The organism is Sphingobium fuliginis (genome assembly GCF_015074805.1).
Classification (GTDB): Bacteria; Pseudomonadota; Alphaproteobacteria; order Sphingomonadales; family Sphingomonadaceae; genus Sphingobium; species Sphingobium fuliginis.
This window is the reverse complement of record NZ_CP060036.1, coordinates 482798-508020: the sequence shown is the minus strand read 5'-3', so window position 1 is coordinate 508020 and position 25223 is coordinate 482798. Positions and strand designations below refer to the sequence as shown.

The following is a 25223-nucleotide window of genomic DNA, read 5'->3' as shown; positions in this document are numbered from 1 at the left end:
AGCGGTCAGAAATTGACCGCGGCGCTGAACCGGAAGGATCGGCCCAGGATCGGGCGCGCCAGGATCGGGCCGGAGCCTTGCCCACCGATGATGCGCGGATTGCCCTCCGTCAATCCGATCTCGTCGGTCAGGTTGTTGCCCGTGACGGCCAGGCGGATGCGGTCGTTGACGGTGACGGCCACGCCCGCGTCAAGCTGGTAGAAATTCGGCAGCAACTGGTTGTTCTCCGGATCGGAGAAGCGGTCCCCGGTATATTGCAGCGTCGCGAAGACGGAGGGTTTGAGGCTGCCCACCGTCACTTCATAGGCAGGGGTGACGCGCCAGGCCCATTTGGGCTGCCGCTGCACGCGGTTGCCGGTGTTGTCGATCGTGCCGCCGCCGCTGAAAAAGCCGCGATAGGTGGCGTCCAGCCAGGTCAGCGCGCCGGAAATGCTGAACCCTTCGAACGGCCGCAGCGCGCCTTCCAGTTCCACGCCCGTCGCCTTCGCGCCGCCATTCGAACTGATCGGCACATTGTTGATCAGCGTCGTGGTGGCAAGACCATCGAACTTGTTGTGGAACACCGTCGCATAGAGATTGGCGAAGGCAGTCGATATTTTCACGCCTGCCTCATAGGTATCCACCTCGGCAACGGCGGCAAGGCCGGTCTTGTCCGCAATATTGGTGGCGGACGCCTCGCGAAGATTGTCGAATTGCGGGAAGCTGTTGCCCCGGCTGTACCGGGCGAACACACCGATCTCCCGGCTGAAATCGTAATTCGCGCCCACGGTCCACGACCAGGCCGAGTCCCGGTAACGGATTGAGCGTGGCGGCCCCAGCCGAGTAATCGCATTGTCGTACAATGTGTTGGGATTGCCGTCCAGATCGAACGAGCCGCCATCGGCCGATGTGCTGAGCGTCGCATCGACCACATGGCGCTGCCACCGCACGCCGCCATCCACGCGCAGTTCGGGCGTGATCTGCAATTCATCCACCGCGTAGAAGGCATAGTCCTTGCCCTCATAATTGCCGCGCACCTGGAAGGCGGGCCCGCTGGAGAAACCGTTGAGCGTCGCTGCCTGCAACACCCCGGCTCCACTGGTCAGCGTCATGTCGAGCCGCCGCGCATTGGGTTCCGCCTGCAACAGCACCTGATTGCCCAGCACCCATTGGTCGCGGGTGGTGTAGTCCGCGAAATAATAGCCGCCGGTCAGCTTGTTGTTGCCCGATGCCCATTCCAGCGCGCTGTCCGCGACGAAGGAGGAGATCTTCTTGCGCACTTCCCAGATGCCGGCGCGCAGCACTTGCGTATTGGCTCCGGTCGGAACCACGCCACCGCCATTGGCATAGGTGAGCGAGGCCAGCGTCGCGCCCGTTCCGCCCAGCGTCTGCGCCATGGCGGAAGCGGCCACCGGCGCCGCCACCGGCACCAGCCCGACCGTGTCGGCGCGTCCGCCCAGGAAGCTCATGCGCTCGCGGAAACGCAGCCCGTCGACCAGTTCGTAATCGAAGGTGATGCCGGTGTTGATCACCTTGGCCCCGCGGCCGTCGGCCAGATCGACGGCGCGCCCGACCAGATTGGTGACGCGGCGCGTATCCGGACCGTTCAGCGTGTCCGTCCCCGCATCGAAGCCGGGATAGGCGCTGATCTTGCCGCCGTTCGAGACGACGGGGATCGGCAGCAGCCACTGGCCGTGATCGTTGAGATAGCGGGCATATACCTCCACGGAACCGCGGTCGCCAAAGTCATGATGGATGTTCGCGGTGATCTGGCCGCCCTTTTCCGCCCGATAGCGCGGATCGCGAATGCCGTTGCCCTGTGCGTAGAAGCCGCCGACCATGAAACCCGTGTCGTGGCCGAGCGGGCCGGAGACCCAGGCGTCGCCGCGAATCTCGTCATAATCGGTATAGGAAATCTTGGCGGAACCCTTGAAATCCGCCCCGCCGATCCGCGGCACGACGTTTACGGTCAGGCCCGGCTGGCCGCTGGAGAAGAGGGAGCCGGTGCCGCCGCGCACCGCTTCGACGCGCTGCACCGTCTCGTCCAGCCGGATGAGTTGCGAGTTTTCCAGGAAGGACAATGTCGGCGGCGGAAAGATCGGCACGCCGGCAAGCTGGAAGGTCACGAACTGCGCGTCGCCACCCGACGGATAGCCGCGCACGAAGATATTGGCGCCGTTCTGGCCACCGGAGCTTTCCGCCATGACGCCCGGCACGGTGCGCAGCAGGTCGGCGGTGCTGTTGGGCGCCGCCCGCGTGATCGCTTCGCTATTGAGCGAGGTGACGGCGAAGGACGCATCCTGCCGCCGCGTGCCCGCGCCGGCGGTGCCGACGACCACGATCTCGACGTCGCTGGCTTCTTCCGGCGGAGCGGCGCTGCCGCCTGCAACCTGGGCCAGGGCGGGAAAGGCGGTGAAAAAGGCGCTGACGGTAACACCCGCCATCAGGCGGCGTTGAAGGCTTTTCGGCATGACTTCCTCCCTCATCCGAAGTCGGCGCGATCGATGCCCCGCCGATCTGCCGCTGACATACTGCATCTGTTTTCGATGACGGAATGGAAAGTGCATCCATAGCCGCTATGCTCTTCTTTTTTCCGCGCAATCGTTGCATTAATGTCTCAATGGAGAGAGGTTTTCCTTTGATCCCTCCGGTGAAGAGAGCGAGAATAAGCCGGTCCGCGCGGCACGGGGGCGCATCATAATAAAGTCTTCGGTCAAGGAGAGAGGAACCATGCACGTCCGATCGGCCATGAAGTCGTCGCCCTGGCGGCGTATCGTCATGCTGGCTGCAATATTGACGCTGCCGGCGTCGATTTCGGCCCAAACCTCCCCGGCGGAGATTTATGGCGACCTGTTCCGGGCCGTGCAGACGCAGCGGCTGTTCCCCGACGGCAAGACCTTCGTCGACGCAGTGCCCCGGCGCGCGCCGGAAGCGATCATGGCCGATTTCCGAAGCAGCAGGCCGCAGGACAAGGAAGCGCTGCGCAGCTTCGTCCTCGCCAATTTCGCCGTGCCGGGCGTCAATGACCGTAACGCCGGCACCCTGCGCCGGCACATCCGGACGCTCTGGCCCACGCTGGTGCGCCAGCCCGAAGCCGTGGCGCCGGGCAGTTCCGCCCTGGCGATGGAGGCGCCCTATGTCGTGCCGGGCGGCCGCTTCCGCGAAATCTATTATTGGGACAGCTATTTCACCATGCTCGGCCTGGCCGTCGACGGGCAGCAGCCGCTGATCGAATCCATGCTGACGGATTTCACGGCGGCCATCGAGCGCTATGGCCATATTCCCAACGGAATGCGCAGCTATTATCTGGGCCGGTCGCAGCCGCCCTTTTTCGCGCTGATGCTGGGCCTGTCGAAACAGGGCGATCATGCGGTCGACGCCCGACGGCTTGCCGCGTTGCGCCGCGAATATGATTATTGGATGACGGGCGCCAGCTGTGTCGACGCCGGCGGCGCATGCGCGCGGGTCGTCAAAATGCCGGACGGCACGCTGCTCAACCGCTATTGGGACGATGTTCCGCAGCCCCGCGACGAATCCTATGCCGAAGATGTGGCGACGGCGGCAGAGGACCGGACGCGCCCCGCCCAGGCGCTCTACCGCCATCTGCGCGCCGGGGCGGAAAGCGGATGGGACTTCAGCAGCCGCTGGCTGGCGGACCCGCGCTGGCTTTCATCGATCCGCACCGCCGACATCGTGCCCGTCGACCTCAACAGCCTGATGCTGATCGTGGAGGAGACCATCGCCCGCCGCTGCGGCGAAGCGCGGGACGGCGCCTGCGCCGATCGCTTCACCCGTCTGGCAAGGCAGAGGCGCGGAGCGCTGGACCGCTATTTCTGGGTAGCGCGCGAGGGCCGCTATGCCGATTGGGACCGCACCGCCCGCAAGCCGACGCCGGTTCTGTCGGCCGCCACGCTCTACCCGCTGTTCGCCGGCGCCGCTTCGCCCGCCCAGGCGAAAGCGGTCGGCGCGACCGTGCGGAGCCGGTTGCTGGCGGTGGGCGGGCTGCGCACAACGACGCTGCGCACCGGCCAGCAATGGGATACGCCCAATGGCTGGGCGCCGCTGCAATGGATCGCGATTGCGGGACTTGAGCGGTCGGGAGAAGCCGCGCTGGCGCGCGAAATCGCCAGGCGCTGGCTGGGCACGGTGACGGCCGCCTATGTCGAGACCGGCCGGATGCTGGAAAAATATGATGTGGAGGAACGCAAGCCCGGCGGCGGCGGCGAATATCCGACACAGGACGGCTTCGGTTGGACGAATGGCGTGACCAGCGCGATCATGGAGAAATATCCCGAACTTGCGCCCGAATGAAGCGCACTGGCGCTGGGCGGGGCTGACGTCCGGGCTGAAATTTTACTGATCCAGATCAGACCGCGCATCCTATTCGCATCCCGCGCATTTGACCGAGGCAGCCATCAGGGCCGCCGAGGGAGGCTCCATGCCGGACGATACCGAAGACAGGATTCGAGAGCGCGCCTATGCCATATGGGAGGCGCAGGGCCACCCCGAAGGATTGGCCGAGGATCATTGGCGGCAGGCCGAGGCGGAGATCGGCGGACTTCCGGAGGACAGCACCCTCCCCAATCCGCTGGCGACCGGTGCCGCCGCCGAGCTGCTCTCCAGGCCCGCTTCCCGAACGAAATCGGCCTGATCCGTCCATTCCAGCATAGCCGGAGCCCGCTTGAGCCAATATCCCGACCGCCTTGAGGGCGGATCACCCTACCCCCTGGGCGCCACCTTCGACGGGTTGGGCGTCAATTTCGCCATTTTCTCCGCCAATGCAGACCGGGTCGACCTTTGCCTGTTCGATCCGAAAGGCCGCAAGGAAATCGCCCGCCTGACCCTGCCGGAATGCACGGATGAGGTCTGGCACGGCTATTTGCCCGATGCGCGGCCCGGCCTGCTCTATGGCTATCGCGTGCATGGACCCTATGCGCCGGAACAGGGGCATCGGTTCAACCCGAACAAGCTGCTGCTCGACCCCTATGCCCGGCGCCTGTCGGGCAGCCTGCGATGGAACGACGTGCTGCACGGCTATCCGGTACGGGGGCGGCGCGCCGATCTGGGCTTCGACCGGCGGGACAGCGCGGCGGCCATGCCCAAGGCGGTGGTGACTCATGACAGTTTCGACTGGTCCCGCGACGTGCGGCCCAACGTGCCCTGGTCGGAAACCGTCATCTACGAAGCCCATGCGAAGGGACTGACCAAATTGCTGGAGGCCGCGCCGCCGCAGGAACGGGGCACCTTCGCCGCGCTCGCCCACCCCAGGGTCATCGACCATATGAAGCGGCTGGGCATCACGACGCTGGAGCTGATGCCGATCCACGCCTTCGTGCAGGACCGCTTCCTTCAGGAAAAGGGGCTGCGCAACTATTGGGGCTATAACACGCTCAGCTTCTTCGCGCCGGAGCCCAGCTATTTCGCCGGGGATACGCATGATGAACTGCGCGTCGCCGTGCGCCGGCTGCATGCCGCGGGGATCGAGGTCATTCTCGACGTCGTCTATAATCATAGCTGCGAAGGGAGCGAACTGGGGCCGACCCTGTCCTGGCGCGGTATCGACAATGCGACCTATTACAGGCTGGTGCCGGGCGAGCCGCGCTATTGCCTGAACGACACCGGCACCGGCAACACCTTCAAGCTGACCCATGCCCGCGTGATCCAGATGGTGGCGGATTCGCTGCGTTACTGGGCGACCAGCTTCGGCGTCGACGGTTTCCGCTTCGACCTGGGGCTGACGCTGGGGCGCACCGACCATGGGTTCGATCCCAATGCCGGGCTGTTCGACGTGCTGCGGCAGGACCCGATATTGGGCCGGCTGAAGCTGATCGCGGAACCGTGGGACGTCGGCATGGGCGGATACCAGCTCGGCAATTTCCCGCCGGGCTTTGCCGAATGGAACGACCGCTTCCGCGACACCACCCGCCGCTTCTGGCGCGGCGATCCGGGGCAGCGCGCCGATCTCGCCGCGCGGCTTTCCGGGTCCGGCGACCTGTTCGACCGCCGCGCCCGCCGGCCCTGGGCTAGCGTCAATTTCCTCACCAGCCATGACGGCTACACGCTGGCCGACCTCATTTCCTACGAGGAGCGGCATAATGAGGCCAATGGAGAGGATAATCGCGACGGGCATGACAATAATCTCTCGCGCAACTGGGGCGCGGAAGGACCGACCGACGATCCCGCCATCAACGACACGCGCAACCGGGTGCGGCGGGCCATGCTGACGACGCTGCTCGCCTCGCTCGGCACGCCGATGCTGGTGGCGGGGGACGAGTTCGGGCGGACCCAGGGCGGCAACAACAATGCCTATTGCCAGGATAATGAGATAAGCTGGCTCGACTGGTCGATGATGGAGGGTGAGGCCGGCCAGGCCTTGTTCGACTTCACCGCCCGGCTGATCGCCCTGCGCAGGAGCCATCCCGTGCTGCGCGCATCGACCTTCCTCTACGGCCAGGACGGCCCGGGCTCAGGTGTCGGCGACATCGAATGGTGGGACGAGCGCGGGAACCCGCTGAGCGAGGAGGACTGGAACAATCCGGAGGGGCGCGCGCTGGCGATGCGCCGCGCGCACCGATTGGAGGACGGGCGGGTAGAGGCCCTTTCGTTGCTGTTGAACGCCAGCGATGCGCCCATCGACTTCCACCTGTCGGCGCCCTCCGCTTCGCATGAAGTGCTGATCGACAGCGCCCAGCCCGAGCGCGAACCGTTCGAGATCGCCGGCGATTATGGCGTGCAGGCCCATTCGGCCGTGCTGGTGCGCTGGGTGGGCGAGAAGCCGGACGCATGACGCTCTGGGGCCCTGTCGAACTGGAAGAAGGCCGCTGGCGCTTCCGCCTTTGGGCACCGGACCGGGATGCGGTGACGCTGGAGATCGAAAACGCTGCGCCGATCGCCATGGCCGCGCAGGCGGACGGATGGTTCCTTGCCGAAGCGCCCGCCGGGCCCGGAACGCGCTACCGCTTCCGCCTCGATCCGGAACGGGCGGTGCCCGACCCCGCCTCCCGACGGCAATCCGGCGGCGTCCATGGGTGGAGCGTCATCACGGCGCTCGACCTGCCGGCCGAAAACTGGCGCGGCCGCCCCTGGACCGAAACGGTCATCTATGAAATCCATGCCGGTCTTGCAGGGGGCTTCGCTGGAGTCCGGGCCCGGTTGCCGGAACTTGCTGAACTGGGCGTGACGGCGATCGAACTGATGCCGGTCAATGCCTTCAGCGGGGCACGGAACTGGGGTTATGACGGTGTCCTGCCCTTCGCCCCGGCCGAAGCCTATGGCTCGCCGGAAGACCTGCGCGCGCTGGTCGATGCCGCCCATGGCCATGGCCTCATGATCTTCATGGACGTGGTCTATAATCATTTCGGGCCGGACGGAAATTATCTCGGCGCCTATGCCTCGCCCTTCTTCCATGCGGAGCGGCATACGCCCTGGGGTGGCGCGGTCGCCGTGGACCGTGCTCCGGTCGCCGCCTTCTTCCGCGAAAACGCGCTGATGTGGCTCAACGACTATGGCTTCGACGGTCTGCGCTTCGATGCCGTCCATGCCATAGGCGACGACCGGTTCCTCGACTGGCTGGCGGGTGAAATCCGCGGCGGCATCGGGCCCCAGCGCCATGTCCACCTGATGCTGGAAAATGAACGCAACGATCCCGACCGGCTCATGCCCAGCCGCTATGACGCGCAATGGAACGATGATTTCCACAATGTCCTGCATGTGCTGCTGACCGGCGAGCGGGACGCCTATTATGCCGACTTCGCCCGGCAGCCTGCGGAAAAGCTCGCCCGCTGCCTCGAACAGGGCTTCATCTATCAGGGCGAAGCCTCGCCGCACCAGCAGGGCAGGACGCGGGGCGCACCCAGCGGGCATCTGCCGCCGACGGCCTTCATCGCCTTCCTCCAGAATCACGATCAGGTCGGCAACCGGGCGATGGGCGAGCGGATCATCGACCTGACCGATCCGGCGCGGCTCAGGGCGGCGACGGCGCTGCTGCTGCTGATGCCGCAAATCCCGTTGCTGTTCATGGGGGAGGAGGTGGGCGCGCGCAGCCCGTTCCTCTTCTTCACCGATTTCCATGACGAACTGGCCGATGCCGTGCGCGAGGGGCGGCGGCGTGAATTCGCCGGTTTTGCCGGCTTTTCCAGTACGGAAGCCCGCGCGCGCATTCCCGACCCCAATGCCATTGAGACTTTCGGGCAGTCCCGCATCGCCACGGGCGAGGATGCGGAGGAATGGCGCGCCCTCTACCGCAATCTGCTTGCCCTGCGTCATGCCTATGTCGTGCCCGGTCTGGAAGGATGCCGCGCGATCGGCGCCCGGGCGCTGTCCCCGAACTGCGTCAGCGCCCGGTGGCGGCTGGGAACAGGCCGCCATCTTTCCATTCTGCTCAATCTGGGCGACGCACCCGTCGATCCGATCCTGGCCGATCCACCCCTGTTCGCCACCAATTCTCCCGGCGCCCCTGCCAGCTTCGCCGCCTGGATCGAGGAGCCATGAGCGACCTTCACCGCCTTGCCGCCGAAGCCGGGCTGATGCGATGCTGGACCGATGCCGATGGCGCGCGGCAGGAGGTCAGCGACGGCAGTCTGCGCGCCATATTGACGGCGCTGGACCTGCCGGCCGGGACGCCGGAGGAGATCGCCAGAAGCAGGGCCTCGCTCCGCCACCGGCTGGATCGCCTGCCGGCCATGATCACGGCGGACCGGAACAAGCCCATCCCCCTGCCCGACCGGCTGCACGACGCGCAATTGCTGGACGAAGCAGGCCATGCCGTCGACATCGGCATGGACAGCCTGCGTCGATCCGGCGTGGCGGAACCGGGCTATTACCGCCTGGACTCCGCACAGGGCAGCATCCGCATCGCCATCGCGCCGGATCGCTGCCCGCCGATAGGCCGCCGTTGCTGGGGTGTCGCCATCCAGATCCCGTCCCTTCGCGGCTCTGGCGATTTCGGGGATTTCGGCACGCTGTGCGAGGCGGTGCGGCTGCTGGGCGCGAAGGGCGCCGATGCCGTGGCGATCAGCCCGGTCCATGCGCTGGACGACCCTGCCCGCTTCGCGCCCTATTCCCCTTCCAGCCGCCTTGCCCTCAACATCCTTTTTGGGGAAGCCGAGCCCATAGCCGCAGCGGATGGATCGGACCTGATCGACTGGAGCAAGGCCGGCCCGGCCAAATTGGCGGCGCTCCGCCGGACTGTCGGCGGTGACGACGCCGGCTTGTTGCAATCCCATGCCCGGCGTGGATTGGATGCCGTCCAGCAGGCGGCGCGGGAGGCGGGCATGGCCATCGGCCTCATCGCCGATCTTGCCGTCGGCGTCGATCCCGGCGGCAGCGACGCCCGATCCGATCCCGCCGCCTTTCTTCAGGGATTGCGGATCGGCGCGCCGCCCGACCCGCTCGGCCCCCGGGGGCAGGATTGGGGGCTGACGGGCTTTAGCCCGCTGGCGCTGGCCGAACGGGGTTTCGAACCCTTCATCGCCATGTTGCGCGCCAATATGCCCGCGCGCGGCGGCATCCGCATCGACCACGGCTTTGGCCTGCAACGGCTCTGGGTCGTGCCGGAGGGACGGGCGGCGAGCGAAGGCGCCTATCTCCGCTATCCGTTCGACGATCTCCTGCGGCTGGTGAAGCTGGAAGCGTGGCGCGCCCGCGCCATCGTGATCGCGGAAGATCTGGGCACCCGGCCTGCGGGCTTCAGCGCCGCGCTGGAGGCGGCGGGCATCCATGGCATGGCGGTGCTGCCCTTCTCGCGCGATGAGGCTGGCGAATTCCTGCCCGCCGCCGCCTATCCGGCGCGATCGGTGGCGATGAGCGGGACGCATGACACGCCGACGCTGGCGGGCTGGTGGACCGGACGCGATCTTGAGTGGAGCCGCCTGCTGGATCGCGGCGGGGAAAGCGAGGCGGAACGGGACCAGCATCGCAAGGCGCTGTGGCGCGCCATCGGTGAAGCAACGCCCATGCCCGCGAAGGACGATCCGGACATGGTGATCGACCGGGCGCTCGCCTTTCTGGCCGGGACGCCTTCGTCCCTGCTTCTTGTCCCGATGGAGGATATGGTCGGCATGATCGAACAGCCCAATCTGCCGGGCACCGTCGACACGCATCCCAATTGGCGGCGGCGCCTGCCCGACAGGATGGAAAAGCTGCTCGACCGGCCGGATGTGTCCCGCCGCATCGACCGGTTGAACCGGGAGCGGGGCGCATGATCCCGCGCGCCACCTACCGCCTGCAACTGACCCGCGACTTCCCCTTCGCGGCGGCGGAGGACATCGTCCCCTATCTGGCGGCGCTGGGGGTGAGCCATGTCTATGCATCCCCGATCACGATGGCGCGCAGCGGATCGACCCATGGCTATGACGTGATCGATCCGACCCGCATCAATCCCGAACTGGGGGGCGAAAGCGGCTTCCGCAGCCTCGTCGCCGCGCTTCGCGCGCAGGGCATGGGCATCGTCATCGACATCGTGCCCAATCACATGGGCGTGGCGGGCGGCGAAAACCCTTATTGGAACGACGTTCTTCGCCTTGGACCGGATAGCCCCTATGCCGGCTGGTTCGACATCGACTGGCAGAGCAGTCCGGTGGTGCTGCCACTGCTGGGCGCGACCCTGACCCAAGCGATCGAGAACGGCGACCTCAGGCTTTCAGCCGGAAACGATCCGCACCTTCTGCTCTATGGCGACCAACGGCTGCCGCTAAAGCCCGGATCGCTGGAACAGGAACCTGACGAGCTGCGCCGCCTGCTGGACATGCAGCATTACCGGCTGGTCCACTGGCGCGCCGCCAATGACCTGCTGAACTGGCGGCGCTTTTTCTCGATCAACGATCTGGCGGGCCTGCGGATCGAGGACGCCGCCATATTCCATGCCACGCACCGGCTATATTTCGACCTGTTCGGGGAGGGGCTGATCGACGGCGTGCGGGTCGACCATGTCGATGGCCTGTCCGACCCCGCCGCCTATTGCCGGTCCCTGCGCGCCGCATTCGATGCGATCCGTTCCGGACCGGATCGCGCCTATATCGTGGTGGAGAAGATCCTGGCCGCGGACGAGCCGCTTTCGCCCGATTGGGGAGTCGACGGCACCAGCGGCTATGATTTCATGAGCGACATGACGGCGCTTCTCCACGATCCGTCCGGTGAAGCGCCGCTCCGGGCATTGTGGCAGAACCTCGACCCCGAACATGGCGATCCGGCCAGGGTGGTGCTGGAGGCGCGCCGCGACATGCTGTCCTGGCAGTTCGAAGGCCAGCTTGCCGCCTGCGTCGCTGCGTTCGCTGCCCTTGCCGGTTCGGCGCGGACCGCCGACGCCGCACTGGAAGCCGTCACCTCCGCAATGATCCGCAGGGCGATCGAACGGCTGCTCTGGGTCTTTCCCGTCTATCGCACCTATGGCGACGGCCGCGCTGCGCCGATGAGCGACGCGACGGTCCGCGAACGGGCCTGGAACGCCGTTCAGCCGCACCTTCCCCCCGGCGAGGCAGAGGTGGCAAGGCATATCCTTGACTGGTTGGGAGGCACTGGTCCGGGCGATGCCGATTGCGCTGCGGAGGCCGTGCGGCGCTTCCAGCAGCTTTCCGCACCCATCGCCGCCAAGGGCGTGGAGGACACCGCCTTCTACCGCTACGCCCCGCTGCTATCCGCCAATGATGTGGGCGCCGATCCGGAACGGTTCGCCCTTTCTCCGGAGGAATTTCACCGAAGGGTGCAGGCCCGTGCAGAGGTCTTTCCCCATGCCATGCTCGCGACGGCGACCCATGACCATAAGCGCGGGGAGGATGTTCGTGCCCGGCTTGCGGTGCTGAGCGCCGTCCCGCGGCTGTGGGAGGAGGCGGTCGGCCGATGGTCGCGCATGGCGGACGAATGCGGCGCCGACATTCATCCCGCTGATCGTTACCAGCTCTTTCAGACGCTTTTCGGCGCCTGGCCGGCATCGGCCGATCAGGCTTTGCCGGAGGATTTTCCCGGTCGTGTTTCCGGCTGGCTTGAAAAGTCCCTCCGCGAAGCGCGGCTGCGATCGAGCTGGGAACAACCCGAAGCGGGCTATGAGGCGGACGCCCGTAAGCTGCTGCATCACCTTCTGGCAAAACCGGAATTCACGCGGGACATGGGGGCCTTCGTGGCGCGGCTCCTCCCCGCGGCGCGCGCCGACAGCCTGGTCCAGACCGTCCTTAAATTCACCCTGCCCGGCGTGCCCGACATCTATCGGGGTAGCGAACTGGAAGACCTGAGCCTCGTCGATCCCGACAACCGGCGGCCCGTCGACTATGCACGCCGGCTCCGCCTGTTGGACGACGGCGACGTGGCAGAGGGGGAGAAGATGGTCCTCATCCAGCGCCTGCTCCGCTACCGGAAGGATCATCCCGACCTGTTCGCGCTGGGCAGCTATCGTCCGCTTTGCCCGGCTGGCCCCAGGGCGGAGCATATATTCGCGTTCGAACGCCGTCATGCGGGCGTGCGCCTTTGCTGCGCCGTCATGATCCGCTGCGGACGGATCTTGAGCGAACAGGGCACCCTGCCCCCGGCCCAATGGTGGAGCGACAGCCGGTTGGAGGGTGAGGTCGAGCCGCTGGCAGCCGAAATGTTCGCCAGCACCCCCTATTTCATTAACCTGAGTGAATAAGGAGAAATGTCGAGGAACATAAGCAGGTTCCGCGAGTATACGCCAGAAGCGGCGATCTGTGTACCGGCCGCGTCATGCAAAGCAGGCCCGATGATCGACAGCAATATTCTTCCATGGTTGGCAGCCAACAGCGAAAATATCCAGTTGCACTTCAACGCGCATCTTGAAAGCCACACAACGGTTGCGCGTCATCTTCTGCACCGCGAGCGGCTCGGCGACGTGCTGCATTTCGCCGGTCAGGACGCTCGCGCCGCCTGCATCGACAGCGGAACGCTCTGGGAATTGAGCATCCGGCATTGGGACGGCAGCGACACGCATCTGGCCGGGCCGTCGCTCGAACAATGTCTGGCGCTGGCTGAGGCCCTTCTGATCTCCTCGACGCGGGGTGCGCTCGCCGCCTGATCGCGGCGGCAGGTCATGTCCGGCAAGCTGCCGCAATCAGGGCAGGCCTATGCCCGTTATCTCCTCCAGCCTCTGAAGCAGCCGGTCCTGAAAGCCGGTGTCGGTCACTTCGCCGGCCGGCTCCTCCATCTGAAGATCGTGCCAATAGCGACCGCTGACCAGCGCCGCCGGGTCGTTGCTGGCGGCAAGCCAAACCTGAGTCCTGCGGCCTGTGTCTATGTCGACGGGCGCGCTGGCCCCGCCCATGCGCGTGCGCACCCATCCGGGGTCGACGGCGCTGCAGACGACATCCGGCCAGCGGCGCGACAATGCGGCGGCAAGGGCAGCGACATGCAGCTTGGTCTCCGCATAGGCCTTGCCCGCGTCCCATTCGCGCTTTTCCCAGTCGAGATCGTCAAGGGAGCCCTCGCCGCCCCGATGCAGGCTGCTGCTGAGATAGACGAGGCGTGACGGCCGATCGATGAGGGCGGTGAGCATATAGGGCGCCAGGCTGTTCACGGCGAAGATCGTCGCATGTCCCTCTGCAGCCGGTCCCCGGTCCGCCGTGCTGTAGATCCCGGCATTGTGGATGATGGCGTCCATCCTGCCCAGGGCATTGACCTGATCGGCCACGTCGCGTGTTTCGGCGGCGCTGCTGAGATCGCCCATAACAAGCCCGCCGGACCGCTTTCCCAGCCCGTCCAGTGCCGCGGCCCGCTCCGGCGAACGCGCATGCAGGATCACCTCATGCCCATCGTCCATCAGCGCTTCGGCGGCGGCACGTCCCAGGCCTTCGGTGCTGCCGGTTATGAAAATGCGCGACATATCGGCTCCTTCCTTTTGCCGACTTTGCCCCAGCCATATCCAATTGTGAACAAGGATAACGCATGCCGAGGCATCCGGCAGCAGCCCGGAACGGGCCAAACCGGTCCGGCAATGCACAACCCTTGCCTCAGGGCCGCTCGTTCATCAGCGTCCGGACCAGAAGCTGCATGCTGCCGTCGAATTTCGCGAGCATCACATGATCGTCCGCGGTTTCGAAATGGGTGATCAGCCCCTCTTCGGTCCATCGGTGGAGTGCATAGGCCGGCGGATCGGCAACGATCATCGGGCGGTTGTCCGGAGCGTCCGGGTCCATCGGCCGCATGTCGAGGGCAAGCTGCGGCGCGGTCGACGAGCAGATCGCAATGGTCGTGCCTTTCCACGGCGCCACTGCGGATCTGTGAATATGACCGCAGAGGATCGCTTGCAGATTGGGACGACCGGCGATCGTCGCAGCGAAGCGCCGGACCCAGGGTTCTTCGGAATGGGTGTTCATCCAGTCGATGCCGACCTCCACCGGGGGATGGTGCATGACGATCAGCGTCGGAGTGATGCTGTCCTCGTCCAGCCGCGCGGCGAGCCATTGCGCGCGCCGCTCGCAGAAGGCGCCGCCATGACGCCCCGGCTCCAGCGTGTCGAGCATGATGATCCGCCGCCCATCCTGCGCGATCGCATAATGGACGAAGCCATCCTCCTGGGGAATGTGAGGGAAATGCGCGGCGAAATGCGTCCGGTCGTCATGATTGCCCATGCAGGGCCACACCGGGAAATCGCACTGGCTGAAGGCGTTGGCGAGGCGGCGGTAGCTGTCCGCATCGCCCCGGTCGGTCAGGTCGCCGGTCGCCAGCAACAGATCGGGCCGGTTGGGACCATCATTCAGGGCACGCAGGACCTGGTCCAGCCGCTTGCGGTTGAACTCGGCGGGATTGTCCGGATCGAACCCCAGATGGATGTCCGTGACCTGCGCGATCAGCATTGGTCCTTGCTCCCCTTATTCGTGTCCTCGGCCACTCTTCGGCGCCATCCGCTCCAGCAAAGGCTATGCCGGTTCCGCCGTTTCAACCGGGCTCCCGCCCGCGCAGCAGCACGGGATAGGCTGATGTGGTCAGCGCCTTCCGCCTGTCGGCCGCATCTTTCCCGATCGAACGGCTGGCGGGAACCCATGGCGCGTCATCGCCGGCATGATAGCTGTGACACATGGCGCAACCCGATGGCACGTCCGCCTTGGCCTTTTCCCCGCCATGACAGGTGCGGCAACTGTCGATGCCGGGCAGCAGCAGCTGCCTGGCATCGTGCGATTTGGGCGCGGCATGGCAGCTTTCGCATTTCTCGGTCCGGTGTGCGGCATGGTCGAACCAGCCGTTCATCATATAGCGCATCGGCTGATGCACCGGCAGCACCCGCCAACCCGCATTGCCGTTCGTGTTCGGCGGCGTGACGATATGGCAGTCGTAGCAGGCGCCGCCCCTGGAGAAGACCGCCTTGACGGCATCGTCCGCGCGGGACGGACGTGCCGCCGCCGCCCCGAAATAGGCATGGTAGAGCCGCCCCTGCGCATAATCGCCGGGCCGCCGCCGCGCCGTTCCGCCCAAGGCCGCCGGCTGGGCCGGGCCGGTCGAACGGAAATAGGCCCGCAGGTCCGCGACCACCTGATCCGGCTGGCCGTGGCGCAGCGTGCGGACGGTGCCGCCGATCGTCTCGAAGGCGAGGCTGTGGCACATCTGGCAGTCGCGTTCCATGTCCACCGGCAGGAAGCGCACGCCGTCGGCGGTCGGCTTGTGGCAATCCTTGCAGGCAAGCGCGTCGCCAAAGCCATATTGCGCCTTCATCGTCCGCGCCATTTTCGCGACGCCGCCGCTCGCGGACAGGTGGATGTCGTGCGGGAATTTGAGGCCGCTATCGTCCATCGGCCTGCTGTCGAGCGATGCGCGGGAGAAACGGGGATGCTGGCCCGGCCGCGCCTGCACCAGCGCGGAAAATTGCGGATGGCTGGTGCCGAAATCGGCGGCATTGCCCAGTTTCGTGTCCTTCAGCCGGTCCTTCAGCGTACCGTGGCAGTCGGTGCAGAAGGCCTGCGGCGTCGGCTGCATCGGACCTGCGCCCTCATGTTCGCGGTGGCAGTCGACGCAGGCACCCTCAGGCGGCTTGCCGAATGCGGCGGCCACTCCCGCCAGCAGCTTGTCGCCCAGTCCCCCTTCAGCCCGTGCCATGGCGATGCGGGCGGCCGGTGCATGGTCGTGCGCATCCCTGTGGCAGGTCTGGCAGGCGCTGTCGCGGACCGAGACGAACGCCTTTTGATGGCAGGTTTCGCAGCGGCCTTCGAGGGCGTGGTGGGCCTGGCTGAGCGGACCGGATGACCAGGCCTTGTCGCCTACCATCTTGTAGATGTTGCGCGTGTCGTCCGCGGGACGACCGGCATAGCTCCAGATCGGAATGGCGAGGAAGCCGATCAGGATCGCCAGCGCCAGCGCCCAGGCCGTCAGCCGCTTGCCGGGCAGCAGGCCGCGCAGGGAGAAGACCTTCGTCTCCTCCTTTTCCTCCGAGGCTTCGGACACGGCGTCGACGCGGCGGATGGAGAGAATGGTCGCGCCGTCGTCGCCCCGCGACAGGGTGACGCGATGACCGCCGAAGCGCAGTTCCGCGCCCTTGGCTGGGTCGATCTCGGCACGCAGCACCGTGCGGCCCTCCAGCTCGAAGCCCAAGGTGCCGGTGGCGCGCACGCGGATGGTGCGTTCGTCGACCTGCTCGATCCGGGCATGGTCGGGCTCCAGCGCCAGGTCGGGCAAGTGGATGTCGCTTTCAGCCGCGCGGCCGAGGGAGAGTTGCGCCTGGGCGATGGTGGCGGCGCGAACGATCTCACGGCCATCGGCGGTGAGGCTGATCTGGCGGACTAGAAAGCTCATCTCAGGCTCACCAGTAGAAGAAGACGCTGACGACATGCGCGGTCAGCGCGGCCAGCAGGGCGAAGGTGGCGGGCACATGGACGTAGAGCCAGATTTCCAGCAGCGCCTTCAGCTTCAGGTGGCGGCGCAGACGGGCCAGCATGGCCTGCTTGCGCTCCAGCAGGGCGTCGATCCTCTCCAGCGGGTCGTTGCCGGTATCGGGCGTCTCGCCCGTCCAGCGGCGCAGCGCAGCCTGCGCCCTCGCCGTGGCGCAGCGGGGATAGCGGCCCGACAGGCGGGCGATCAGGCCGCCGCCGAAGGGATCATCCTCCAGCGACTGGCGCACCAGCGCGGCCTGTTCATGGGTCAATGGCTGCGCGGCATCATGCAGTTGCCGGTCGATGGCGCGCACCGCGTCGAGCATCTGCACCTGCGTCATTTCGGCGCGGTTGTTGCTGAGCGCGGCGGGCAGCGTCGCATAGACGGCGATGCCGAACAGACCCGACAGGATCACCAGCATCATCAGCGCATAGGCGAGGGTATGGACATTCCATCCGAGCTGGAAGCCGGTGTGCAGCGTGGCGATGACGATCAGGCTGAGGCCGAGATAGACATGGGCGGAGGTCCAGGCCTTGAGCGACCAGCGTCCCCGCGTCATCGCCCGCTTGCGCAGGCCGAGCAGGGTCAGCCAAAGGATCAGCAGCACGCCGATCGTGCCCATGGCATAGCCGTACCAGCTCCCGCCATTATGACGCGGCGTGACGTCGACCAGCATGTAGCTGGCGATCGACAGGACGCAGATCAGCGTCGCGATCTTCAGCCAGCGGAAACCGGCGTGACGAAGAAAGCCGTCATGCAGCACTTCACCCTTGGCGCGGCGAATGGGGCTGGCGGCTCCGGCAGCCATCAGCGCGCCTCCCCGCCCAGCCGGGCGACCGTCAGGAAATCCTCCGGTGCGACACGGATGGCCGCGCCGGTGGGGCAGGCGCGGACGCAGGCCGGGCCGCCCTCAATGCCGGAGCACATGTCGCATTTGATGGCCTTCTTCGGCTTTTCGACGCCGGGCTCCGCATTTTTGGTGCGCCATTTCTTCGATGGTTCGCCGGGGCCGGGGCCGGCGCCGAAGAACATCCAGTTCAGCAGGCCCGGCTTCCTGGGCGGCACGCTGTCCATGCGGATCACGCCATAGGGGCAGTTGCGCTGGCAATTGCCGCAGCCGATGCAGGTCTCGTCGATGAAGACCTCTCCATCGGGGCCGCGATGGATGGCGTTGGGCGGGCAGTCGGCCATGCAGTGCGGATGCTCGCAATGGCGGCAGCTCGTCGGCACATGCAGATGGGCATAGGTCCGGCCCGCCTCCCGATCGAGGCGGGAGAGGCCATCGTGACTGTCCGCGCAGGCCTTTTCGCAATTGTCGCAGCCGACGCAGAGATGTTCGTCGATCAGCAGCACGTCCGTCGCTTCGCCGATGCCGTTGTCGACCAGGAACTTCGCCGTTTCCGAATACATGTCGACAACGGTGGAGAAGCTGTCCTTGCGGCTTTCGATGAAGGCGTTGACGTCCTGCCGCGCCGCCATGTCGCGGCGGGCGCGTTCCAGCAGGGCGGGCTTGGCGGCCATCAGCCGGGCGAAGGCGTCGCCATTCAGCCTGATGACCTCCGACTTGACCGTCGCCTTGACCGTGGCCGTGCGCGGCCCGCCCGCGATCAGCGCCATTTCGCCCACATAGCTGCCGGCGGGAAGATAGGAGAGGAAGACGTTTTTCCCGCCGATCTTCTTCTCCACGATCATGGAGCCGACCCGGATCACATAGATGTCATTGCCAAGGTCGCCTTCGCTGAGGATCGCTTCCCCCGCCTTCACGGTCCGGATTTCCGCCGTGTCGAGAATGTCGGCAAGATCCGCCGGGGTCAGGCCGGCGCCGAACATCTGGAGCAGTTGCCGTTCGGTCGAGATGCGGGTGATGGCGCGCTTGGCCGGCGGGTTGGAGGACATGAGCTTGAGCGCCGCCGTGCGCGACACCTCCACCATGATCGAGTCCGCGCCCGCCCGCACGGTCGCGCCGCGGCGGCGGCCGGAAATGAGGCCGACTTCTCCGAAGATCGATCCCTGGTCGATGGGTATGTCGACGCCCGGCGCGACCTCAACCAGCGCCTGCCCCCGCGCGATGCCGAAGAGCGAGGAACCGGGATCGAACTTCTCGAAGATCACATCGTCCCTGCGATAGGCGCGCACTTCGCTGTCCAGCATGAATTCGCGCATCTGGAGCGGAGAAAGGCCCTCCAGGATGGCGACGTTGGCGCGCAGATGCTCCAGCCAGTCCGCGACGCTCTTCTTTTCCGGCAAACCCGCGAATTTGGCGGCGAGTATGGGTTCGTCGGCGGGCTTCAGGTCGCGATTGCCGTTGATATATTCGACGACGTCATAACCCTGGTTCATGCAATGCTTGATCAGCGGATAACCCGCCAGCGCGCCGATCACGAAAATGCCGGGGGCGGTGCTTTCGAATACCGGCGACAATTTCGGGAAGGCCAGGCGGTCGCCGCTGGTGAACTCAATGCCGCAACTCTCCACAAAGGCGCGCGGCGGGGCGGAACCCATGCGGGCGATGATGCGGTCGCATTTCAGCTTCACCTCGCCGTCGCGGCTGTCGAGCGTGATGAAACCGGGTTCGACCTTCGCCGTGGTGGTTTCGGTCATGATGGCAAGGCGTCCCGCTTCGGCGGCGGCCATCAGCGCCTTGACGTTCGCGGCCTTGGCGCTGGCGAACTCGGTCGAGCGGTTAAGGATGGTGACGGCATTGCCCTGCGCCACGTCGGCGGCGAGGCCCAGGGCGTTTTCTATGCCCGCATCGCCCGTGCCGACGACGAAGATATGCTCGTCATTATATTCCCCCGGATCGTCCAGCTGATATTGGACATGGGGCAGGTCGGCGCCGGGCACACGCATCAGATTGGGATTGCCCTGCGTGCCGATGGCCATGACGACCGCATCGGCAATCACATCCCGCCCGTCGCTCAGGGTCAGTCGATAGGGCGGAGCGAGCCGCTGGATTTCCTTCGTTTCGGTCGTGCCGTCGCGCCTGCGCTCGACGATCTTCTGGATGCTGCCGGGGATGGGATCGCCGATGCCGACAATCGCCTTCACCTCCGCATTATAGGCGACATTGACGCCTTGGTCCGCCGCCTGCGCGTTCCAGCGGTCGAGAATCGCTTCGCGCTTGCCCGCCTCGAAATCGCAGTCGGACCGCAGCACGAGCTGGCTGGGCGTCGCCATCACATGCTTGCCCTTCTGATATTTGAAGATGGTGTCGGACAGATGGTCCGTCTTCTCGATCAGCAGGTGCGAAAGCCCCAATGCAGCGGCGCGCGCGGCCGCACTCAGCCCCGCCGGCCCCGATCCGACGATCGCGATACGCACGCGGTCAGTCAATGATTATCCCCCAATATGCCCCTGCGTTCCGGCTGTTACCGGATGCCTGTCCCGGGCGGCACTCTATCATTTCCGCAGCGTCACGCTAGAGAAGATCGCGGGGAACAGCCGGGGAGTGGAAGAATAATGGGTTGGAACTGGAGGCGCGTGGTCCTGATGGGCGCGGTCGGCATCGCCGCCGTATCGATCGGCTATAATCTGACGCACGCGCCGGAGGAGACGAAAGCACCCGTCCTGCCCTCGCCGCTGAGGAACGAAGGGCCGAGCGACCCGGAAGCGGCGATCCGCGCGCTACAGGACCGGGTGGGGGCCAATCCCAACGATGCGGAGGGCTGGCAGAGGCTGGGCTGGGCCTATTTCGAGAGCGGCCGCCATGCCGATGCGGTGCGCGCCTATCGCCATGCGACGAAGCTGGCGCCGGGGAACGCCACCTTCTGGTCCTCGCTCGGCGAAGCGGCAGTGATGGCGAGCGAGCGCGATCCCATGCCGAAGGAGGCGGCCGACGCATTCGACAAGGCGATCTCGCTCGACCCCAAGGACCCCAGGGCACGTTATTTCCTGGCGGTGCGCAAGGATCTGGCTAAGGATCATGACGGCGCGATCCGCGACTGGCTGGCCCTGCTGGGCGACACGCCGCCGGGCGCGCCATGGGAAGCCGATCTGCGCCGGACGATAGAGCAGGTGGGAAAGATCAACGGCATCAATGTCGCGGAGCGGCTGGCGGCGGTGAAGCCGACCGCGCCGCATCCTCCCATGGGCGCGGGCATGTCCGTGGCGGCAGCGGCGATACCGGGTCCAAGCCGCGAGCAGATGCAGGCCGCGGCGCAGCTTCCCAAGGGGCAGCAGGATGCGATGGTCGAGGGGATGGTGGCCAGCCTGGAGGCCAGGCTGAAGGCCAATCCGGGCAATGTCGACGGCTGGATCATGCTGATGCGCAGCCGCATGACGCTGGGCGAGACGGGCAAGGCGGCGGCAGCTTATGCGCAGGCGCGGTCGGCCAATCCGGCGCAGGCGGGACGGATCAGGGGTGAGGCGCGGATATTGGGCGTGCCGGGCGTCTGAAACCCGGCTCAGCGCAGCAGAGGCGGCCGCCAGCCCTTCATATCCACCTCGTCGCTGACCTTATAGGGAATCCCCCTGGAGTTCAGGAACAGTCGCTCCATTTCCGGGCGGGTGAAGGGCCGCGAGCCAAGGCGTCCGAACACTGCGATCTGCCCGCCCGTTTCATCGACCGCCCGGTCGCGGTCCAGCCCCTTGGACAGCGCCAAAGCCGGCGAAGGCGTCCTTGCCCAGGCAATCAGTTCCGGCTTGGGCGCGGGTGAAAAGCCATAGAAATTCGGCTGGCTGGCCGGACTGGTGAGCTGGATCACCTTGAGCCCGTTCCGGCCGTCCGCGACATAGGCGAACAGCGACGCATTGGTGGTACCGACGATCACATCCTCCACATCGGTCATCTGCCCGCCGAACGTCTCCTTCGCATAGACGACCGGCCGCAGCGGGTTGGTGATGTTGACGATCGCCAGCCCTTCGGACTTGGCCGCGACATAGGCATAGGTCCGGGCGAGATAGATGCGGCGCGCATCGGCCAGCGGCACGGTGGCGGATGGCACCGCCACCGGATCGGTGAGCTTCGTCACGTCGAAGAGCTTCAGGCCCTCCGCATCCGTGACCCACAGATAGCGGAACTGGATCGCGCTTGCCCGCGCGTCCTTCATCGGGCGGACGGCGGCGAGACGGGGGTGGAGCGGATCGCTGAGGTCCACCACCACCAGCCCGACATCCGCCGTGATATAGGCGATCTGCCCCGCCAACTGGATATGCCGCGCGCCGTTGAGCACGCCATCGGGGTTCCAGGTCACGGCCCGCTTCAGGAAATTGTTGCGGAACTCGCCATCGGCCATGGTCTCGATATTGACCATGATCAGCCCCTCGACGCTGTCCGTCACCGCCGCATAGCTGTAGATCGGCAGGAAGGGCTGTTCCTGGTTGATCCGCCGCAGTTCCGGCGTGTTGCGCAGCGGGTTGACCGGCTGGTTGGTGGCCAGCGCCATGCATGTCGCGTTCCTGGACGGCACCCCGCTATTGTGACCCAGCTTCGAGAAAGGCCCGCTCAGGATCGGCTCGGAAAAGCCCTTGTTGGCGATGGACGCCACGTCATAGACGCGGAAACCGCCCTTCCCTTCGGCCACATACATATATTCGCCGCGCAGTTGCAGGCATCCGACGCGCCCCGCCGTGCCCTTCACGACATTGCGGAATTCCTCCACGGCCCGGGTCTCGCCCGACGCCTTCTTGTCGAAATATTTGCCGCGCACCCAATCCTTGAGTTCCCGCTTGTTCTGCTCGACATGCAGCTTCCAATAGTCGGGATAGGCATATTTCTGGAGATAGCTGCCGATCACCGCCTGCGGCTCATCCCATTCGGTAACGCGGATCGCCTCGAACCCGTCGTCCAGTCCGGTCCAGGCATTGAGGCCCACGAAGTTCACGAAATTGGTGCCGAGCAGCAGCAATTGCGACATGATGGCGTTGTTGTCGTCCTTGGCCGACAAATGGCAGTCAGTGCAGGTCTTCGTCTCCGTCCGGCGCACCGTATGCGGGAAATGGGGTGCGAAGGCCTGCGACGAGAAGCCGATGCCGGATATGGGCGGCTGCTGGATGTAGATGCGTTCACGGTTGATGTTGGTGGACGACAGGACCAGTGCGGAAGTCGAGCGAACCGGGGCGGTTTCATTGCCCTTGGTGGTCATATGCTTGCCAAGCTGGAACATCTCGTCGCGCGCCACCTGGGGATTGTAGGTGGCGAAGTTGCGCGTCTCCTCCCCGTCATAATGGTGGAGCGACGTCTTCCAGTTCGCCTCGATGGGCAGGTGACAGCCGCCGCAACTGGTGGTCCAACTCAGATGGCAGGTGAAGCAGGCCATAGTGTCGTCGCCATGCGCCCGGTCGGCCTTCGCCACGCCGGGGCCGAAGGCGAAGCTGCCATCCTCCGCTCCCGACCGGCTCATCAGCTTGGCCCGCGCCGCCTTGGCGTTGAAATGCGGATTGGTCGGATCGACGCTATCCTTCACCAGCGACACTTCCCATTCCAGCTTGGGATCGACGATGGACCGCTGGATCAGCCGTTGCCGCCCGCTGGCGTCATAATACCATTCGAAGCGCCGCTTGCCGTCCGGATTGCGCAGCAGGGCGAGATTGGTGCCCTTGGGCGGCGCGGCCGGACCGGAGGTCAGCAACGTCGGATAGGCGTCCGCCGTGCCATGGCAGTCCTTGCACCCGATCTCGATGGCGTTCGCCACTTCGCCATAGATGAAGCCGTTGCCGTGGCTGTCCTGCGCGAAATGGCAGTCGGCGCATTGCAGGCCCTTTTCGGCATGAATGTCCATCAGGTGCACGGACTTGCCGGGATTGGTGCCGACGGGGACGAACTTGTCCTCCCCCTTCCTGCGCCATTTTTCCGGATCGTCGGGCGACACGATATTGCCGTCCGCGTCGAGCAGATTGCCCTCCCGGTCGCGCTTGAACACGCCGCGGAAATTCCAGCCATGGCCGTGATAGTCCGCGAACTGCGTATCCTTCGCCTTGTCGTTCAGGTCGTAGACGTTGCGCAGAAATTCCAGGTCCGCCCATTTGCCGCGTGGGGAAGCCCCTTCCGGATTGCGCTCCAGCGTCTCATGCACTTGCGCGGCGGTCGGATATTTCTGCTTTTCCGGCCACATCAACGGCGCGTCGGACTCATAGTCCCACATGGTGTAGCCCAGATAGCTGTTCAGGAAGATATTGGGCTGGTGCATGTGGCAGTTCATGCACTGGGCAGTGGGGATGGCGCGGGTGAAGGCGTGGCGGATCGGATGGCCGCTTTCCTTGACGGCGCCGATAGGATGATCCGGCTTGACGGTCTCGCCATGCGGGCCTTTCAACCCGCCATGGCTCGTCTTGGCCGCGATGGTGGGATCGACCGTGGCGGTCTGCCCGTCGCGGCCATATTGGGCGTAGATCAGGCTGTGGCGCGGCTCGCGGTCGTTGGCGTAGACGACATGGCACCCCGAACAGCCCGAATGGCGATAATCGCCCGGCTGGTCGTTGGTCCCCATGAACCACATATAGGGATCGTTGAGGCGGGTCTTGTGGATGTTGAGCGCCGGAATCGCCACGCGCAAACCCGTTCCGGGGCCGCGATTGGACTGCTTGAGGTCGGGCCGCCCCGGCTCCTCCAGCCGCTGGATCGATCCGGTGGGATTGGGCAGGCCGATTTCGGGAAATTGCGTGCCGATATTGCGGCCGCCGCGTTCGAACACGCGGAAGACGTCGCCAGGCGGGATCACCTGCCATGTCGGCAGCGGATAGAGTTCCGCCAGCGCGCCGCGCGCCTTCTGTTCGGCGGTCAGCGTGCCGGGCGGGCTGCCGGGCGAGACGATCTTCGCGGGTTTCCCATCCTTGGTATAGGCCTCGCCGAAGATGTAGTTCTTGAACGGCACGATCCCATTATTATAGGCCGCCCCGCCCCACAGCATCGCGCCCGACGCCATCAGCGAACGCTCCGCCGCCTCGATGACCTGCATATGGCATGACCCGCAGGCGTCCCGCGCCACCCGATAGTCGCTGGGATTGACGAAGCGGACGAACTCCGGCGCTTCCCGGTTGAGCAGCGTGTAAGTCCGCTGCGGATTGGCGGAGGAGGGATAGTGCCAGCTCTTGGGATAGCGCGGCAGCACATGCGCCCTCTCCCGCGCCGCGACATAGGCGGGGTCTTCGAAGCCCAATGCGGGATCGCCCCGCACCGCCGCATTGCCCCCATGGCAGTCGGTGCAGCCCAGCATCACCGCAGGGGTCGCGTGCATGGACGGCTCGTCGGTCTTGCTGTGGCAGCTATAGCAACCGTCCGATTTCGCCGCGACCTGCTCGGCGGTCTGGCTCATCGGCGCTGGCGGCGCGGGGGCATAGTGGCGCTCGACCGGCTTTTCGGCGTCGGAAGCGTAGAGGATAGCCACGGGAAGGAGCAACGCCGCAAGCACCACCACCACCGTCATTCCCGCGAAGGCGGGAATCCATCTCCCACCCCGTCGTCTGGACGCAGCGCCGGAGATGGATTCCCGCCTTCGCGGGAATGA

The 25223-nt window shown here is 65.8% G+C and carries 15 protein-coding genes; 8 read left to right on the top strand and 7 right to left on the bottom strand.

The window, feature by feature from the left end; genetic code table 11:
* Window positions 1-5 precede the first annotated feature (5 nt).
* The gene (locus H5V43_RS18430) at window positions 6-2450 is read right to left on the bottom strand and encodes a TonB-dependent receptor (RefSeq protein ID WP_025550205.1); all 2445 of its coding nucleotides are present in this window, start codon (window positions 2448-2450) and stop codon (window positions 6-8) included.
* A gap of 259 nt (window positions 2451-2709) precedes the next feature.
* Between H5V43_RS18430 and treF the strand changes: the two genes are divergently transcribed.
* From treF to H5V43_RS18395, 7 genes are all read left to right on the top strand, one after another.
* On the top strand, window positions 2710-4290 hold the full coding sequence (gene treF / locus H5V43_RS18425) for an alpha,alpha-trehalase TreF (RefSeq protein ID WP_244968714.1): 1581 nt from the start codon (window positions 2710-2712) through the stop codon (window positions 4288-4290).
* A gap of 127 nt (window positions 4291-4417) precedes the next feature.
* A complete protein-coding gene (locus H5V43_RS18420; protein ID WP_025550207.1) occupies window positions 4418-4630 on the top strand; it encodes a DUF2934 domain-containing protein in 213 nt (70 codons plus the stop codon).
* Window positions 4631-4660: 30 nt separating this feature from the next.
* Window positions 4661-6766 (top strand): glycogen debranching protein GlgX, encoded by a 2106-nt coding sequence (gene glgX / locus H5V43_RS18415; RefSeq protein ID WP_025550208.1) that lies wholly within the window; start codon window positions 4661-4663, stop codon window positions 6764-6766.
* Window positions 6763-8469 (top strand): malto-oligosyltrehalose trehalohydrolase, encoded by a 1707-nt coding sequence (gene treZ, locus H5V43_RS18410; RefSeq protein ID WP_193666888.1) that lies wholly within the window; start codon window positions 6763-6765, stop codon window positions 8467-8469. The genes glgX and treZ overlap by 4 nt, the downstream gene beginning before the upstream one ends.
* Window positions 8466-10181: a 4-alpha-glucanotransferase gene (malQ, locus tag H5V43_RS18405; protein ID WP_193666887.1), complete on the top strand. Its 1716-nt coding sequence runs from the start codon at window positions 8466-8468 to the stop codon at window positions 10179-10181. Before treZ ends, malQ begins: the two co-directional genes overlap by 4 nt.
* On the top strand, window positions 10178-12595 hold the full coding sequence (gene treY, locus H5V43_RS18400; RefSeq protein WP_025546688.1) for a malto-oligosyltrehalose synthase: 2418 nt from the start codon (window positions 10178-10180) through the stop codon (window positions 12593-12595). Before malQ ends, treY begins: the two co-directional genes overlap by 4 nt.
* Window positions 12596-12685: 90 nt before the next feature.
* The gene (locus tag H5V43_RS18395; protein ID WP_025546686.1) at window positions 12686-12997 is read left to right on the top strand and encodes a hypothetical protein; all 312 of its coding nucleotides are present in this window, start codon (window positions 12686-12688) and stop codon (window positions 12995-12997) included.
* Window positions 12998-13033: 36 nt separating this feature from the next.
* Here H5V43_RS18395 and H5V43_RS18390 read toward each other — a convergent pair whose 3' ends face one another.
* The 5 genes from H5V43_RS18390 to H5V43_RS18370 form a co-directional block, all read right to left on the bottom strand.
* Window positions 13034-13801, bottom strand: coding sequence for an SDR family NAD(P)-dependent oxidoreductase (locus tag H5V43_RS18390; RefSeq protein ID WP_025546684.1), 768 nt, complete (start codon window positions 13799-13801; stop codon window positions 13034-13036).
* Between the two features lie 127 nt (window positions 13802-13928).
* A complete protein-coding gene (locus H5V43_RS18385; RefSeq protein ID WP_025546682.1) occupies window positions 13929-14774 on the bottom strand; it encodes a metallophosphoesterase in 846 nt (281 codons plus the stop codon).
* Window positions 14775-14856: 82 nt separating this feature from the next.
* Window positions 14857-16701, bottom strand: coding sequence for a cytochrome c3 family protein (locus H5V43_RS18380; protein WP_193666886.1), 1845 nt, complete (start codon window positions 16699-16701; stop codon window positions 14857-14859).
* Window positions 16702-16708: 7 nt separating this feature from the next.
* Window positions 16709-17587 carry a hypothetical protein gene (locus tag H5V43_RS18375; protein WP_025546680.1) on the bottom strand — a complete coding sequence of 293 codons (879 nt, stop codon included), beginning with the start codon at window positions 17585-17587 and terminating at the stop codon, window positions 16709-16711.
* Window positions 17587-20100: a cyclic nucleotide-binding domain-containing protein gene (locus tag H5V43_RS18370; RefSeq protein WP_037481250.1), complete on the bottom strand. Its 2514-nt coding sequence runs from the start codon at window positions 20098-20100 to the stop codon at window positions 17587-17589. The genes H5V43_RS18375 and H5V43_RS18370 overlap by 1 nt, the downstream gene beginning before the upstream one ends.
* 168 nt (window positions 20101-20268) lie before the next feature.
* On the opposite strand from H5V43_RS18370, the gene H5V43_RS18365 reads away from it, so the two are divergent.
* On the top strand, window positions 20269-21174 hold the full coding sequence (locus H5V43_RS18365) for a tetratricopeptide repeat protein (protein WP_025546678.1): 906 nt from the start codon (window positions 20269-20271) through the stop codon (window positions 21172-21174).
* A gap of 8 nt (window positions 21175-21182) precedes the next feature.
* On the opposite strand, the gene H5V43_RS18360 is transcribed toward H5V43_RS18365, so the two are convergent.
* Window positions 21183-25142 carry an LVIVD repeat-containing protein gene (locus H5V43_RS18360; RefSeq protein WP_025546676.1) on the bottom strand — a complete coding sequence of 1320 codons (3960 nt, stop codon included), beginning with the start codon at window positions 25140-25142 and terminating at the stop codon, window positions 21183-21185.
* Window positions 25143-25223 lie beyond the last annotated feature (81 nt).

Coding starts and splice junctions, on each gene's coding strand:
- H5V43_RS18430 (WP_025550205.1), bottom strand. CDS start 2,450: ATGCCGAAAAGCCTTCAACGCCGCCTGATGGCGGGTGTTACCGTCAGC.
- treF (WP_244968714.1), top strand. CDS start 2,710: ATGCACGTCCGATCGGCCATGAAGTCGTCGCCCTGGCGGCGTATCGTC.
- H5V43_RS18420 (WP_025550207.1), top strand. CDS start 4,418: ATGCCGGACGATACCGAAGACAGGATTCGAGAGCGCGCCTATGCCATA.
- treZ (WP_193666888.1), top strand. CDS start 6,763: ATGACGCTCTGGGGCCCTGTCGAACTGGAAGAAGGCCGCTGGCGCTTC.
- malQ (WP_193666887.1), top strand. CDS start 8,466: ATGAGCGACCTTCACCGCCTTGCCGCCGAAGCCGGGCTGATGCGATGC.
- treY (WP_025546688.1), top strand. CDS start 10,178: ATGATCCCGCGCGCCACCTACCGCCTGCAACTGACCCGCGACTTCCCC.
- H5V43_RS18395 (WP_025546686.1), top strand. CDS start 12,686: ATGATCGACAGCAATATTCTTCCATGGTTGGCAGCCAACAGCGAAAAT.
- H5V43_RS18390 (WP_025546684.1), bottom strand. CDS start 13,801: ATGTCGCGCATTTTCATAACCGGCAGCACCGAAGGCCTGGGACGTGCC.
- H5V43_RS18385 (WP_025546682.1), bottom strand. CDS start 14,774: ATGCTGATCGCGCAGGTCACGGACATCCATCTGGGGTTCGATCCGGAC.
- H5V43_RS18380 (WP_193666886.1), bottom strand. CDS start 16,701: ATGAGCTTTCTAGTCCGCCAGATCAGCCTCACCGCCGATGGCCGTGAG.
- H5V43_RS18375 (WP_025546680.1), bottom strand. CDS start 17,587: ATGGCTGCCGGAGCCGCCAGCCCCATTCGCCGCGCCAAGGGTGAAGTG.
- H5V43_RS18365 (WP_025546678.1), top strand. CDS start 20,269: ATGGGCGCGGTCGGCATCGCCGCCGTATCGATCGGCTATAATCTGACG.
- H5V43_RS18360 (WP_025546676.1), bottom strand. CDS start 25,142: ATGACGGTGGTGGTGGTGCTTGCGGCGTTGCTCCTTCCCGTGGCTATC.